The following is a 14,077-nucleotide window of genomic DNA, read 5'->3' on the forward strand; positions in this document are numbered from 1 at the left end:
AAATAAGCGAAGACAAGAACGAATATTTGAAACGTTCTTGTCTTCACTTTACATCTTGGAGCGGCTGATATGGACAAAAAATCGATCATATTTATTGCAAGAATGGATGAGTTTCTACAGTCCGTCGTTAGTCAATATCATGAATTGGGAATCGGCGATGATATCCATGTCGAGGCGATGCGAGTCGACCAGCTTCCGTTGCGCCCGATCACGCCTGGTGCCCTCGTTATTGTATCCACCAAAAGCATAGTCCCACTTGTACAACCGTATGTGCCGAAAGAATCCAGCATCATCGTAGCCAAGCGAATGCTGCCGTATCATAATTTGCGCGGCATGCTGGAGATTCCGAAAGGCGTGAAAGTGCTTCTCGTCAGTGACACCAAGGAGACTGCTGAAGAAAATGTGGAATTGCTACGTGCCTCTGGGATGGATTTTGAACTGTATCCTTATTATCCAGGTGCTGACTATCCATCAGACATCGAGATTGCGGTAACGCCAGGAGAGGCAGAGCATGTCCCCCCGCATATTCGCAAAGTTGTCGATATCGGGTATCGGATCATCGATTTATCTACGTGGCTTGCCATCTACTCTCATTTTAAATACGGCAATTTTCAAAAGGTGACCGCACGCGCCATGCAATCGTTGGTCGATATCACCAAAGAGCTGAACAACGAGATTCAGCATGCGCATCTGTTGAGCAAATATTTGGAGGCCATCGTCAATCGGATCGAGGACGCAGTGATTGCCATGGATGAAAAAGAAAACATCCGTTTTGTCAATCAGAAAGCAATCGATACGTTGCAGATGGAAGGGAATGAAGTCGTAGGTGAACGGGCTTCCAATTGCTTGCCTGCGAATTTTTATCAGTTGATCCGGCAGTGTGAAGAGAATAAGGATGTTTTGGTAGATTGGGCGAACAAAACCTACTTTTTCCGCAAAATGCACATCGTCATGGAAGGCAGCTTTCTCGGGAGTCTGCTCTTGTTTCGCCAGGCCGCAGAAATTGAAAAGCTGGAGCATGATTATCGCATGCGCCTTTACAGCAAAGGATTGGTAGCCAAATACCAATTTGATGATTTTTATGGGGAGAGCGCGCCTGTACAAAAAGTCATTCAGATTGCCCGCAAAATCGCAAGAAGCAACTCCACTGTGCTGTTGTTGGGAGAAACAGGGACAGGGAAGGAATTGCTCGCCCAGGCTATCCACAATGCTTCGCCACGTCGAAGAGAGCCGTTTGTTGGGGTCAACTTCGCTGCCATATCGGAATCTCTTTTGGAAAGCGAGCTGTTCGGCTATGAAGAAGGAGCTTTTACCGGAGCGCGTAAAGGTGGACATATCGGCTGGTTTGAATTAGCCCACAAAGGAACCATTTTTCTTGATGAGATCGGAGATGCCAGCGCGGCTATTCAAAACCGACTGTTGCGTGTATTGCAAGAACGCCAGATTATGCGCGTAGGCGGCAGTAAGATCATCCCGACAGATATTCGTGTCATCGCAGCAACGAATCAAGATTTGCAACGGATGATTACGGAAGGAGCCTTCCGAGCTGATTTGTATTATCGCCTGAATATCTTGCCGATTCATTTGCCGCCTCTGCGGAACAGACGGGAGGATATTCCGTGGTTGGCTCATCAATTTATAAAGAAATACTCCTATGATTTGCGCCGCCCGCCGTTTACGTTGACCAATGAAGCGATGCGGGCACTCCATGAGTATGATTGGCCTGGAAATATTCGCGAGCTCGAAAATGTGATCGAGTATTTAGCACACGTCGTGGAGGATGAAGCGTATCCGTATCATTTGCCGTTTCTGCGGGAAATACCGGAAGCGCCGTTGCCTGTAGATGGTCTATACAATGAATGTGAAAGTATCGTCACTGCATATACAAAACGAGGATTTCTGGATGAAATCACGGCTATTTTGAAGGAGCTGGGACAAGGGAGCGGTGGACGCTATACGCTACTTGCGCAGTTGCAAGAAAGAGGCCACTCAGTTACCTTGCAACAGCTACGCTATCGCTTGAAGCTTTTGCAGCAGGATGAGCTGATTCAAGTGGGAAAAGGAAGACAAGGGAGTCAAATTTCCTCGAAAGGTGAATCGTTTCTTGCCTATCTAGATCGGATGAAAGCAGGGGAACGCATATGAGTGATTACTGGAAGCAGCAAGCGCTTCTGCAAAGAGAGCAGTACCTGGATGATTTGAAATCCTTTCTTTCCATAAACAGCATCGAAGATATGACGACGGCAAAAGAAGGAAAGCCATTTGGCGAAGGTGTTGCCGCGGCGCTTGAAACAATGCTCGCACGCGGTGAGCTGGATGGCTTCCAGACCAAAAACCTGGATGGTTACGCAGGGACAATCGAGTTCGGCGACGGGGAAGAAGAGATCGGCGTGCTCGTTCATATCGATGTCGTCACTGTGGGCGAAGGTTGGACGACCCCGCCTTTTGAACCGAACATTCGCGACGGTCGTATCTATGCGCGTGGAGCGATTGACGACAAAGGCCCAGCGATGGCAGCGTACTATGCGTTGAAGCTGGTTAAGGATTCAGGCTTGCCACTGACAAAACGCGTGCGAATGATCATCGGAACAGATGAAGAGAGCGGTTGGCTGTGCATGAAGCATTTTGCCCAGCATGATCGCATTCCGCCGATTGGCTTTTCACCTGATTCCTCCTTTCCGATGACACATGCAGAGAAGGGACAGATCAACCCGACATTGACCATTCCAGCGATGGAACCAATCGAACGAAATGGAGCCTGGCAGTTAGCGTCATTTGTCTCCGGTGATCAAGGAAACAGTGTTCCCGAAAAAGCAGTCGCACTTGTACGACTGGACTTTCAGGCGCGACAGGAGATCGTCCTTTCCCAATTGGCGGAAGAGTGGGAAATGTTTCTGAATGAAAACCACACAACAGGTCGTATGGAACTGATAGGGCTGGGACAGTTGCAGTTCACGCTGGCAGGAAAGCCGGCTCATGGGATGGCACCATTCCAAGGCGTGAATGCGGGAACCTTGTTGGCGACTTTTTTGCGCTTGTATCCGTTTGGTGGCTCCTGTTCGTCCTTTCTTACGATGTTGGCTGATGTCCTGCATGAAGATTATTTTGCTCACCATCTACATATGGCTTGCGAGGATGAAGTGTCAGGCAAGCTGACGGTCAACGCGGGGATTTTGCGATATGATTCCTGCGAAGGGGGGACAGTTCGGCTCAATATACGCTATCCGGCGACAGTTTCCTGTGAGGAGTACGTTGAGAAGCTGAAGCAAAGGACAGCAGAGCTGGGCTGGACGATTTCCGCTTTACGGACATCCAAGTCGCATTATGTACCTAAAGATCATCCTGTGATCCAAACCTTGTCGCAGGTGTACGAGGAGCACACGGGAGAACCAGCAACCCTCCTTTCCTCAGGAGGAGCTACCTACGCCAAAATCATGCCGTATGGTGTTGCTTTCGGCCCGCTCTTTCCGGGCAAGGAATCCATGGCTCATTTGACTGATGAATATGCCGAGATTGACGACCTGCTGCGTGCTATGACCATTTACGCGCATGCCATTTACGAGCTGGCTAAGTAAACGAGGAGGACTTCCATGTCAAACTATCTGGTAAAACGTATTTTGATGATGTTCGTCACCCTGTGGATTATCGTGACGCTGACGTTTGCCTTGATGCATGCCATTCCGGGGAACCCGTTTGCCTCCGAGTCGGATCAGCTACCAGAGCAAATTCTCAATAATTTACGTGCCAAATACAATCTGGACGAGCCGTTACCTGTTCAATACGTTTTGTATCTGAAAAATCTGTTAATGCTCGACTTGGGCCCATCCATCAAATCAGACTCTCGTGGAGTCAATGACATGATTTCCGATGGCTTTGCTGCATCTGCGTGGTTGGGTGCGCAAGCGATCGGGATCGCACTCCTTTTCGGGATTTCGTTGGGTATTATCGCAGCGCTCAATCGAAATAAATGGCTGGACTACGTGGCTATGGCGCTTGCTGTATTGGGGGTAGCGATTCCGAGCTTCATTATGGCACCGCTTTTGATCAATTTTTTCGCGATCAAGCTGCCGCTCTTTCCCGTTGCGACATGGGGTACCTGGATGCATACGATACTGCCGTCACTGGCGCTTGCCTTTGGTCCAGTTGCGGTCATTACCCGCTATATGCGTGCCAGCATGATTGAAGTTATGAACCAGAACTACATTCGAACAGCAGAGGCAAAGGGGATTCCCATGTTTATCATCGTCGTCAGACATGGAATTCGCAATGCGATTCTGCCTGTTGTCACCTTTCTCGGACCTTTGATTGCCAGTTTGATAACGGGAACCTTTGTCGTGGAGAAAATCTTTGCGATTCCCGGCATTGGCAAGTATTTCGTAGACGGCATTTTCAACCGTGATTATCCGGTCATTTTGGGTACGACGATTTTTTACAGTGCGATTCTGATTTTTACCATTTTCCTGATTGATATCGCATACACCCTGATTGACCCGCGAATCAAGCTGACCAACAAGGAGAGATAAACTGTGGCGATGGAGCACAAAGTGGACCCGTTATTTCGCCCGTTGATGAAAAATACGCAGGCGAATGTCATTGCACGACCGAGTCTCAGCAATGGGCAGCAGGTCGTTCGGAAGCTGCTAAAAAACAAGCTGGCTATGCTCGGGCTGTTCATTATTCTCGCTTTGGTTGGCATGGCGATCATTGGACCGAATCTCGTGCCGTATAGTTATTCCGACCAGAGCTTGCTGACCAAAAATCAGGAAATCTCCGCGGAGCATTGGTTCGGTACGGATGAGCTGGGACGTGACATGTTTGCCCGTACGTGGTATGGGGCGAGGATTTCTTTGACGATTGGCATTGTCGCGGCGTTAATTGACCTGGTCATTGGAGTGACTGTCGGGGGAATTGCAGGCTATATGGCAGGACGAGGCAAACGAGGGGATCGCATCGATACGATTATCATGCGTATTATCGAGATTTTGTATGGGCTGCCGTATTTGCTGGTCGTCATTTTGCTCATGGTTGTGATGGAGCCGGGTATGCTGACGATTATTATTGCCCTATCTGCTACTGGGTGGGTCGGCATGGCGCGGTTAGTGCGCGGGCAAATCCTGCAATTGAAAAACCAAGAGTTCATTTTGGCTGCCCAAGTACTGGGAGCGAAGTTTTCACGAATTTTGCTGAAGCATCTGATTCCCAACACATTTGGCGTCATTATCGTCAATTTGACCTTTACGATTCCATCGGCGATTTTTGCGGAATCTTTTCTCAGCTTTCTAGGACTCGGTGTACAAGCTCCTGTCGCCAGTTGGGGTACGATGACAAACGATGGCTTGGGCGTTATTTTGACGGGTGATTGGTGGCGACTGTTTTTTCCGGCATTGATGATCTCGTTGACGATGTTCGCCTTCAACGTATTCGGCGACGGCTTGCAGGATGCACTTGATCCGCGTCTACGCGATTAGAGACGACAGGAGGAATGAGGATGAATCAGCATTTGCTGACAATCGATAACTTGCGGGTGAATTTCAAGACGTATGGCGGCGAGGTTCAAGCCGTGCGGGGCGTGTCCTTTTACGTGGATAAAGGGGAGACAGTTGCCATCGTGGGGGAGAGTGGGTGTGGCAAGAGCGTTACGGCTCAAGCGATTATGGGCTTAATCCCTAATCCACCCGGAAAAATCGTCGGGGGAAAGGTTGTATTTGAAGGAGCTCAAATCAGTCATCTGCCCAAAAAAGAGCTGCTGGGTATTCGCGGAAGGCAGATCGGCATGGTGTTTCAAGACCCGATGACAGCACTCAATCCCACGATGAAGGTAGGGACACAAATCGTAGAGGGATTCGTTCGCAGTCACCAGGTATCAAAAGAGGAAGCGCGAAAGCGAGCGATCGAGATGCTCTCGCTCGTAGGAATTCCCGATCCGGAAAAGCGAATCGATCAGTACCCGCACCAATTCAGCGGAGGTATGCGTCAGCGTGTGGTCATTGCGATTGCTCTTGCTTGCCAACCCAAGCTGGTGATTGCTGATGAGCCGACGACAGCACTGGATGTGACGATTCAGGCGCAGATTTTGGATTTGCTTAAGCGACTGCAAGAGGAACAGGAGTTATCCGTTGTGATTATTACGCATGATTTGGGAGTCGTAGCCGAGATCGCTCATCGCATGGTTGTCATGTATGCGGGGATGGTTGTCGAGACTGGGACGGTTGAGGACGTTTTTGCGAATCCTCGTCACCCGTATACATGGGGACTGATGCGCTCCCTCCCTCGTCTGGATGAGGGCGAAAAGCAACGGCTGATTCCCATCGAAGGCAGCCCTCCAGATTTGTTCCATCCGCCAGTCGGCTGTCCGTTTGCTGCCCGCTGTGATTTTGCGATGGAGATATGCGAACAGCAGATGCCCGTGACGGGGGAATTCGGGCGTGGACATCAGGCAGCTTGCTGGCTCCACGATCCACGAGCACCGCGAATAGAGGAGCTAGTGGCAGCAGGGAGGCAGGGCGTATGACAGAGGCTTTGCTTGATGTTCGCGATTTGAAGAAGTATTTTTCGCTTGGAACGGGATTTGATTTGAAAGCAGTCGATGGTGTTTCGTTTACGATTAACAAAGGAGAGACGTTCGGTCTGGTCGGCGAAAGTGGCTGCGGGAAGTCTACGCTAGGCAGGACGATTATTCGCCTGTATGACCATACAGATGGCGAAGTGCTGTTCAAAGGGAAGAATGTTCATCAGCTTCGGGGAAAAGAAGCGGGGCAGTTCAATCGGGATGCCCAGATGATTTTCCAGGACCCGCAAGCAAGTCTGAACCCGCGTATGACCGTGGAGGACATCATTGCAGAGGGCTTGGACATCCATCATTTGAATCGCGGGATGAGACGAGAGCGTGTGGCGGAACTGCTCCAGCTAGTGGGCTTGCATAAGGATCATGCGCAGCGTTTTCCGCATGAATTCAGTGGGGGACAGCGTCAACGGATCGGAATCGCGCGGGCTTTGGCAGTAGAGCCGGAATTTATCATTGCCGATGAGCCGATCTCCGCACTCGACGTCTCGATTCAAGCGCAAGTCGTCAATTTATTGGAGGATTTGCAGCATGATCGCGGATTGACCTATTTGTTCATCGCGCATGATCTGTCCATGGTCAAACATATTTCCAACCGGATTGGCGTCATGTATTTGGGGAAAATGGTTGAGCTGGCATCGAGCTATGAGCTGTACGCTCGTCCGTTGCATCCCTATACGCAGGCTTTGCTCTCTTCTGTGCCGGTGCCTGACCCGACGGTGAAACGAGAGCGTATCGTTTTGCAAGGAGATTTGCCCAGTCCAGCCAACAAGCCGAGTGGCTGCGGTTTTCGTACACGCTGCCCACTCGTACAACCTCGTTGTGCGGAAGAAGTGCCGAAGTGGCAGGAGGCGCAACCCGGGCATTGGGTGGCTTGTCATTTGATAGAGTCGTAAGAGAGAAAGAAGGGCTGTTCCCGATCGATGGGACAGCCCTTTCTAGTGAGATTATAAATAGTAGAAACAGGTCAGAACAATTGAGAAGACAATCAGTCCAGTACCTGATGTGAGAAAAAGCGAGGTTCCGATTCGTACGAATGACTCTTTCTTTTCCTCGAAAGCAGGGTCGATAGCTTGAACGATGTCACTGTCCATCATGCGCGGTTTGCGGAAAAACATCCCTTTCAGTTGCTTGAATCCACGCAGGAAAATAGTGAAAAATCCAGAGCGTGTAACGACGGCAATACTCCCAACGATTAACAGGAAAAGACCGATTAAAAAGCTCTGATTAATCAACGGCACCAACGTACCGGCTTGAATGGTAATTCCTAAAATCACACTGCTGATCACGGAGAGAGCAAGTAGGAGAATGAGCCATTTTTTCAACGAAGAAGCACGTCCTTTTTATAGTGTGGGTGCAATGCGCTCTGCTTCCCGCAAAAAAGCTTGAACGGCAGGTGGGGCTTCACGAAGCGAACGTACAGCCAAGCCGATTTGCCGGGAGAGAGGCGGCGTGATTTGTATGACAGCGACATCGGGTAGTTGCGTGGGTAGAGTCAGTGACGGCACGACTGTCACCCCGACACCGCTTTCTACCATGGCCAGTATCGTTGTATTGTCGGCGATTTCATAGGAAACATTCGGCGTAAGCCCAGCCTTGGCAAACTCCGCGCCAATCAACAAGTGACAGCCCGCCATGGGCATGAGAAACGATTCACAGGCTAATTGCTCCAAGGTAAGCGAGCGCTCCGTTGCCAGAGGATGATTGGCTGGCACGACAGCATGCAGGGCGTCTGTCGTCAGCAGGATTCCCTCCAGCTCGTCATCGGGCCACACATGAAAACCGACATCGACAACCCCTGAGCGAACCCATTCGTTGATTTCTTGATAGCTTCCTTCATATAGCTTTGTTTGGATATGCGGATAGCGACTCTGCATCGCCTTTAGCAATTTAGGCAGGAGTTGAGCGGTTACGCTGGGAAAAGAAGCAATCCGGAGCATTGCCTCCAAATGCTCGCTTGATTCGGCAGCCACCTGTTTTATCAGCGAGACGTTTTCCAATATGGTCCGGGCAGCGGCGACAATTTTTTCACCGGCTGTGGTCAGCTTAACACCGCTGCGATTGCGGGTGAACAAGGAAATGCCAAGCTCCTTCTCCAGTGCGCCGATGGTATGACTCACTCCCGACTGGCTCAATCCGATTTGTTCTCCTGCTCGCGTGAAGTTACCAGCGTTCGTGACCGCCACAAGGACTTCCATCTGAAACAAAGTCATGGAGCTTCTCCTTTCATGAAGTTTTTATCATGGTTCGTATGCGAAAGCTTCATTTTACAGCGCGGTTGCATCCCTTTAAGATGAAAAGCAAGAGAAGCATTCGTTTAAAAAAGGAGAGAGACAACCATGAATCATGTGAGTGTATACCATGTGGACGCCTTTACGAGAGAGCCGTTTGCAGGCAATCCAGCAGGTGTCATCCCGGAAGCAGGTACTTTGACTTTACAACAAATGCAGAAAATTGCCAATGAGTTGAATCTTCCTGAGTCTGCCTTTTTGATGCCGTCCGACCATCCGGAAGCAGATTTTCGTATTCGTTACTTTTCTCCTTCCGTTGAGATCGATTTCTGCGGCCATGCGACAGTGGGTTCTGCTTGGCTATTGGCGACAGAACGCGGATGGTTGGAAAAGGGAAGCCGTATCGTGTTTGAGACAAACGTTGGGTTGATTCCTGTTCAATTGGTGAGGGAGGATGGTCAGTTACAGCGAGTGGAAATGACTCAAATCAAGCCTTCTGTGAAGGAAATTGATTTAGACAGAGAAGAGGTAGCGAGGCTGGTTGGTATTACACTGGCTGATCTGGACGATCGCTATCCGATGAAGCTCGCTTCCACAGGTAATAGGCATCTACTCGTTCCAGTCCGCACTCGTCAGGCAATCGATGCAGCGCAGCCATTGTTCTCTTCACTAGCAGAAATGAACAGGGAACACAGTATCACAACCACCCATTTGTTTACGTGTGATGCTCCTGAAGGCTATGACTTGTATACAAGGGATTTTGCGCCTGCAATCGGGATTGCGGAGGACCCTGTAACAGGTGCTGCAAACGGGGCACTGGCTGGCTATTTGGCATTGGAAGAAAGGCTACCTGCTGGAAAAGTGACACAGCTCGTTGTAGGGCAAGGACATGCGATTGGTCGGCCAGGAAAGCTGTATGTAACGGTTGATCGATCTGGAGAGGAGCCGGTTATTCGGGTAGCAGGTGAGGCGCATTTGACGATCGCGGGGCAGATGAGGGTTTAAATGACAATAGATAGAAGGAAGACGTTCTTTACTAATGAAGAAATGGGTGAATAAAATCAGAAAGGAACTTGATGTTACAGGGTTGATTGTGTTTTATCTAGCGAGTATGCAAAGAACCTAGAAAAATATTCGTATAAAGAGAAATAGATAGAAGTACGTCATGAATAAAAAGTTGAACTCCAAACGAGTAATTAACTACTGGTTTGGAGTTTTCTTATGTGTTTTGGCAAGTCCTCTGTCTGAGGGGGCTTAGGCGTAAAATCTTTTCTACCAACAAACATATTTGAACCATAAAACAATGACAAAACTAGAATAATATGGTATTTTCTCTGTAAAAATATGTTACGTCTCGCGTATAATCTCGAGTCGCATGGAAGGGGATCGATAGATTTGCTCATAGCCGTAAACATGATCTTTCTACTTATCTTTGCCTTTATATTGGCAAAAGTTCTCACCCTATTAAAACAAACACGAGATCAGGTCCATCACTTCCACCCTTTCATCCCGGAAACAGGACCTGCAATCGGCACCAAATTGCAATCGCTACCTTTCCTCACGCTAAACGGTCAAGAACAACAACTAAATCATCTGCCTCGTCCACTCATCGTGAACTTCACCCATACAGGCTGCGGGCACTGTGCCAATCACGTACACGAACTATTGTCCGAGGGAAGGATACTCACAGATGCATCCGTGATCATCTCGACAGAATCCGAACAACTATCCACTTCCCAATGGCTGCAAGAAAACAACATATCCGGCATCCCTGTCTTAATTGGCAACGAACCTATGCTGGAGGCATACAAGATCAATCATTTCCCCAGCGTTTTGGTAATCGATGAGCAGGACGTCATTCGTGCCAAGCCGATAACCGCCGTGGAAACCAAAAAGAAGCTCCTGGCGCTAGCAGGTGAACCAGCATGAAACGTTCTTATTTTGCAAAAACCGTTCGCTTGATTTGGGCACATGGCAAGCTGTGGCTCATTTGTTCTATCGCTCTCAGAATCATCCTGGCATTTTCCCCGTTGGCTACGATCTGGATCATGAAAGAAATGGTGAATGAGGTTACTGCCATTGCGCTGGATCAGACGGATGATTACCAGCCATTGCTATGGCTGCTTGCGGGATTGTTTTCCGTGACGCTGGTGACGAATGCGTTGGAAACGGTCTTACGTGTTCTCGATGCCCATACAGAGCAACGATTGGAATATCATTTGGAGCATTTGGTAGCAAAGAAAGCAGCATCTGTTCCGCTCTCTTATTTCGATGATCCGGAATTTTACAACCATCACCACCGCATCCGGGCAGAGGCAATGGGGGAACGCTTTCTGGACCCTGTGGAAAGGGTATTAGATCTCGGGAAAAATCTGATTACTCTGATTTCCTATGCGGTGTTTTTGCTTAGCATTCACTGGGGATTAGCTGTGATGAGCTTGTTAGCCGTGATCCCACTCTTAATCGTCCAAATCAAATTTGGTATGTCGGAATACTTTCTCGCAAGGCTACAGACGCCAGAGATTCGCGAAGCCTCTTACATCAGCTCAATCCTGAATGAGCGCGACAGCTCCAAAGAGGTCCGACTGTTTCAGCTAAAGGACTTTTTGCTAGGTAGATGGTCTCGCCTGTATTTGAAAAATATGAAAGAGGTACTTCGTCTCCTCCATCGCAGGGAAAAAGCGCTGATTCTCTCAGGGATATTTACCTCCTCGATGTATATTGGCTGCTTGGGATTGGTCGTATCGCTGCTTCGTGCGAGCGCCCTGAAGGTTGGGGATTTTGTAGCGATTGCACAAGCGGTACAGAATACGCAGCAGTTGCTTTCGTTAATGACCTTTAACCTCGCACATATTGTCAACAGATGCCTGTACATCGCTGATCTGTTTGACTTTCTGGAATATGAGGATAAAACGATTCCGCGGCTCACTGGCAAAGCGGAGTTTCCCAGCAAGCTGCAATCTGGTATTACGTTTGATCGGGTTTCGTTTTGCTATCCCAAAATGGAACGCAATGTGATCAATGAAGTTTCCTTTACGATTAATCCAGGGGAGCGTATTGCGATTGTTGGCGATAATGGCTCTGGAAAAACGACGCTAGTCAAATGCTTGATGGGACTTTATCCGATCCATTCGGGAGATATTCTGTTCGACAATCAGTCGATTCGTGAGCTCGATATTTCCGACCTGCAACGAAATATCACGGTCATTTTCCAAGACTTTATTCGGTACAATTTCACGGCTGGAGAGAACATTACCATTGGGAGAGTGACGCAGGAGATTAATCCCGCGCAGATGAGGCAAGTAGCGGTTGAGACCGGTGCAGATACCTTTATTCGCAAGCTCCCCAGTGGATACGATACGATTTTGGGTCGGACGCTACAGGATGGCGAAGACCTGTCAGGCGGACAGTGGCAGAAGATCGCGTTGGCTCGGGCTTTGTACAGAAGAGGAGAGATTTTTATTCTGGATGAGCCTACGGCGGCACTTGATCCGCAGGCAGAGCTGGAGGTATTTCAACAATTTGATGCTCTCACACAGAACAAGACGGCGATTTTTATTTCCCATCGGATGGCTGCGGCACGAATGGCGGATCGGATTTTTGTCATGAAGCAAGGTCAACTGATCGAAGTAGGGCATCATGATGAGCTAATGGATGCAAACGGAGAATATTCGCGCATGTACCGGATGCAGGCGAAATGGTTTGCGTAATGGAGGAGGGGTGTTATGGAAGAGCTTGGTTTGCTGTTTCGGCTGATTCTCGCATTTTTATTTCTCAGCACGGTTGTCTCAAAAATAAGCGATATGGGCACGCATTTGTCCATTGTGCGAGCCTATCAGATCATACCCTACTCGTGGTCCAAACTCTTTACGTATCTTGATCTGGTGTTGCAAGCCACCGTAGCGATTTCCTTGCTGCTTGGTCTTTTTACAACCCTGGGACTGTCCCTGGCGATTTTGTTACTGGGGGCGTACACACTTGCGATCAGTATCAATCTAGCAAGAGGCAGAAAGAAGATTTCTTGCGGATGCGGCGGAATGGCGGGAAACCATTTTTTATCGTGGAAGCTTGTTTTGCGTAACCTTTTATTCATCGGTCTGGCCGTTTATGTGGGGCAATGGGGCGGGGGCTGGGCGAGTGTTGACCAGTATTTCATGTCCGGCAGTTTCGAAATCACCAACGGGGTAATCGCTATCTTCTTTTCGAGTGTGTGCATCTCACTGCTCATGGCTATTAGCGGAGAAATCAGTACGTTCAAACATATTTTGCGAAAAAGGCAGGGATGAGCATGTCTACAGGCTGGATGATTGGGTTCGGGGTATTATGGGTGACGGTCATTGCGATTTTGGTCGTCTTGTTTCAAGTATTAAAGGTACTCGGGACGTTCATTAACAAAATGGAAGCAGCAGAAGAGAATAATAGAAGAAGCGACAAAAATATTACTTCTTGAAATTTCAGAAAACGCTTTCAATTTCCGTATAAGTATTGTATTATATTCCTGTAAATACATTTTATGTAAAATGAGAGGTGATAAGCGTGTTCAAAAAATTACTCCAAAAGCTAGGAGCAAGCGCATTTGCAGGATGCCAAAAAGGATGCGTAAGAAATGGCCCTTTGTGTGAATGCCCTTGGTAGTTTTCCAGGCAAATAAGTAGAACAAGACTGTCTCGCAAGTGGAGAATTCTACTACAGGAGACAGTCTTGTTTTTTGAACAAATGAAAATTAACGTTGCAAATCTAAATGAAGCAAAGGAAACGGCCTTCCCGAACCATCCAGTTCAGATCGTCCTGTTTGCACAAACCCATACCGTTTGTAGAAAGCGTGAGCTCCTTCGTTTTGTTCGTTGACATCTACTTTCAGATTAGGGCCATACTTGCGTTCCGCATGTTCGAGTAATCTGCTGCCAATCCCTTTCCCGTGGTATTCTGGATCAACGAACAGCATTTCGATTTTCGGTCCATCAAGGCCAATAAAGCCTACAGGCTCTTTCTTTTCGTTTAGTTCCATCCATACTTCAACGGCAGATAGTGCTTCATTTTTTACCATGTTTTTATAAAACGCAATATCTTCTTTCGTCAAAAAATGGTGAGTACGGCAAACAGCACGATACCAAATCTCTACCAATTGATCACGATAGCTGGCTTCATAAACAACAGTTTTGGTATTCATCATGAAACCTCCCGATTCAAATTAAAAACAGAAAAGAGCGCTCTTGAGAGCTTATTATATAGAGTCACTAGGAACTTTCCTATCATGTTCACAGCTTTTCTATCCTCCCAGAAT

Annotated in this window: 14 protein-coding genes; 11 read left to right on the plus strand and 3 right to left on the minus strand. The window is 48.3% G+C overall.

Features of this window, described 5'->3' with window-relative positions; translation table 11 throughout:
- Positions 1-69: 69 nt before the first annotated feature.
- Genes AB432_RS09325 through AB432_RS09350 form a run of 6 tightly spaced genes read left to right on the plus strand, consistent with a single transcriptional unit; the run spans position 70 to position 7,458 of the window.
- Complete coding sequence (locus tag AB432_RS09325) at positions 70-2,145, plus strand: sigma-54 interaction domain-containing protein (protein ID WP_048032047.1); 2,076 nt, start codon at positions 70-72, stop codon at positions 2,143-2,145.
- Entirely contained in the window at positions 2,142-3,575 is a 1,434-nt protein-coding gene (gene pepV / locus AB432_RS09330; RefSeq protein WP_048032048.1) for a dipeptidase PepV, read from the plus strand. The genes AB432_RS09325 and pepV overlap by 4 nt, the downstream gene beginning before the upstream one ends.
- Positions 3,576-3,590: 15 nt before the next feature.
- Positions 3,591-4,523, plus strand: a complete 933-nt coding sequence (locus AB432_RS09335) for an ABC transporter permease (RefSeq protein ID WP_048032049.1) — start codon at positions 3,591-3,593, stop codon at positions 4,521-4,523.
- Between the two features lie 9 nt (positions 4,524-4,532).
- Entirely contained in the window at positions 4,533-5,468 is a 936-nt protein-coding gene (locus AB432_RS09340; protein ID WP_419178480.1) for an ABC transporter permease, read from the plus strand.
- Between the two features lie 20 nt (positions 5,469-5,488).
- Positions 5,489-6,511 (plus strand): ABC transporter ATP-binding protein, encoded by a 1,023-nt coding sequence (locus tag AB432_RS09345; RefSeq protein WP_048032051.1) that lies wholly within the window; start codon positions 5,489-5,491, stop codon positions 6,509-6,511.
- Positions 6,508-7,458, plus strand: a complete 951-nt coding sequence (locus AB432_RS09350) for an ABC transporter ATP-binding protein (protein WP_048032052.1) — start codon at positions 6,508-6,510, stop codon at positions 7,456-7,458. Before AB432_RS09345 ends, AB432_RS09350 begins: the two co-directional genes overlap by 4 nt.
- 51 nt (positions 7,459-7,509) lie before the next feature.
- On the opposite strand, the gene AB432_RS09355 is transcribed toward AB432_RS09350, so the two are convergent.
- Positions 7,510-7,887, minus strand: a complete 378-nt coding sequence (locus AB432_RS09355) for a DUF3899 domain-containing protein (protein WP_048032053.1) — start codon at positions 7,885-7,887, stop codon at positions 7,510-7,512.
- Positions 7,888-7,905: 18 nt separating this feature from the next.
- Entirely contained in the window at positions 7,906-8,775 is an 870-nt protein-coding gene (locus AB432_RS09360) for a LysR family transcriptional regulator (protein ID WP_048032054.1), read from the minus strand.
- Between the two features lie 126 nt (positions 8,776-8,901).
- Between AB432_RS09360 and AB432_RS09365 the strand changes: the two genes are divergently transcribed.
- The 5 genes from AB432_RS09365 (at position 8,902) to AB432_RS30475 (ending at position 13,243) form a co-directional block, all read left to right on the plus strand.
- A complete protein-coding gene (locus AB432_RS09365) occupies positions 8,902-9,798 on the plus strand; it encodes a PhzF family phenazine biosynthesis protein (RefSeq protein ID WP_048032055.1) in 897 nt (298 codons plus the stop codon).
- A 438-nt stretch (positions 9,799-10,236) separates the two neighbouring features.
- Positions 10,237-10,722 carry a TlpA family protein disulfide reductase gene (locus AB432_RS09370; protein ID WP_235617651.1) on the plus strand — a complete coding sequence of 162 codons (486 nt, stop codon included), beginning with the start codon at positions 10,237-10,239 and terminating at the stop codon, positions 10,720-10,722.
- On the plus strand, positions 10,719-12,503 hold the full coding sequence (locus tag AB432_RS09375) for an ABC transporter ATP-binding protein (protein WP_048032057.1): 1,785 nt from the start codon (positions 10,719-10,721) through the stop codon (positions 12,501-12,503). Before AB432_RS09370 ends, AB432_RS09375 begins: the two co-directional genes overlap by 4 nt.
- 15 nt (positions 12,504-12,518) lie before the next feature.
- The gene (locus AB432_RS09380; protein WP_048032058.1) at positions 12,519-13,079 is read left to right on the plus strand and encodes a MauE/DoxX family redox-associated membrane protein; all 561 of its coding nucleotides are present in this window, start codon (positions 12,519-12,521) and stop codon (positions 13,077-13,079) included.
- A 2-nt stretch (positions 13,080-13,081) separates the two neighbouring features.
- Positions 13,082-13,243: a hypothetical protein gene (locus AB432_RS30475; RefSeq protein ID WP_162630222.1), complete on the plus strand. Its 162-nt coding sequence runs from the start codon at positions 13,082-13,084 to the stop codon at positions 13,241-13,243.
- A gap of 273 nt (positions 13,244-13,516) precedes the next feature.
- Here the strand turns inward: AB432_RS30475 and AB432_RS09385 are convergent, their stop codons facing one another.
- Positions 13,517-13,963 carry an acetyltransferase gene (locus tag AB432_RS09385; protein ID WP_048032059.1) on the minus strand — a complete coding sequence of 149 codons (447 nt, stop codon included), beginning with the start codon at positions 13,961-13,963 and terminating at the stop codon, positions 13,517-13,519.
- Between the last annotated feature and the right edge of the window lie 114 nt (positions 13,964-14,077).

Origin of the sequence: Brevibacillus brevis (assembly GCF_001039275.2) — a bacterium.
In the GTDB taxonomy this organism is placed as follows: domain Bacteria; phylum Bacillota; class Bacilli; order Brevibacillales; family Brevibacillaceae; genus Brevibacillus; species Brevibacillus brevis_C.

Excerpts from the sequence above, each read along its gene's own strand:
- AB432_RS09325 (WP_048032047.1), top strand. The coding sequence starts at position 70 with ATGGACAAAAAATCGATCATATTTATTGCAAGAATGGATGAGTTTCTA.
- pepV (WP_048032048.1), top strand. The coding sequence starts at position 2,142 with ATGAGTGATTACTGGAAGCAGCAAGCGCTTCTGCAAAGAGAGCAGTAC.
- AB432_RS09335 (WP_048032049.1), top strand. The coding sequence starts at position 3,591 with ATGTCAAACTATCTGGTAAAACGTATTTTGATGATGTTCGTCACCCTG.
- AB432_RS09340 (WP_419178480.1), top strand. The coding sequence starts at position 4,533 with ATGGAGCACAAAGTGGACCCGTTATTTCGCCCGTTGATGAAAAATACG.
- AB432_RS09345 (WP_048032051.1), top strand. The coding sequence starts at position 5,489 with ATGAATCAGCATTTGCTGACAATCGATAACTTGCGGGTGAATTTCAAG.
- AB432_RS09350 (WP_048032052.1), top strand. The coding sequence starts at position 6,508 with ATGACAGAGGCTTTGCTTGATGTTCGCGATTTGAAGAAGTATTTTTCG.
- AB432_RS09360 (WP_048032054.1), bottom strand. The coding sequence starts at position 8,775 with ATGACTTTGTTTCAGATGGAAGTCCTTGTGGCGGTCACGAACGCTGGT.
- AB432_RS09365 (WP_048032055.1), top strand. The coding sequence starts at position 8,902 with ATGAATCATGTGAGTGTATACCATGTGGACGCCTTTACGAGAGAGCCG.
- AB432_RS09375 (WP_048032057.1), top strand. The coding sequence starts at position 10,719 with ATGAAACGTTCTTATTTTGCAAAAACCGTTCGCTTGATTTGGGCACAT.
- AB432_RS09380 (WP_048032058.1), top strand. The coding sequence starts at position 12,519 with ATGGAAGAGCTTGGTTTGCTGTTTCGGCTGATTCTCGCATTTTTATTT.
- AB432_RS30475 (WP_162630222.1), top strand. The coding sequence starts at position 13,082 with ATGTCTACAGGCTGGATGATTGGGTTCGGGGTATTATGGGTGACGGTC.
- AB432_RS09385 (WP_048032059.1), bottom strand. The coding sequence starts at position 13,963 with ATGAATACCAAAACTGTTGTTTATGAAGCCAGCTATCGTGATCAATTG.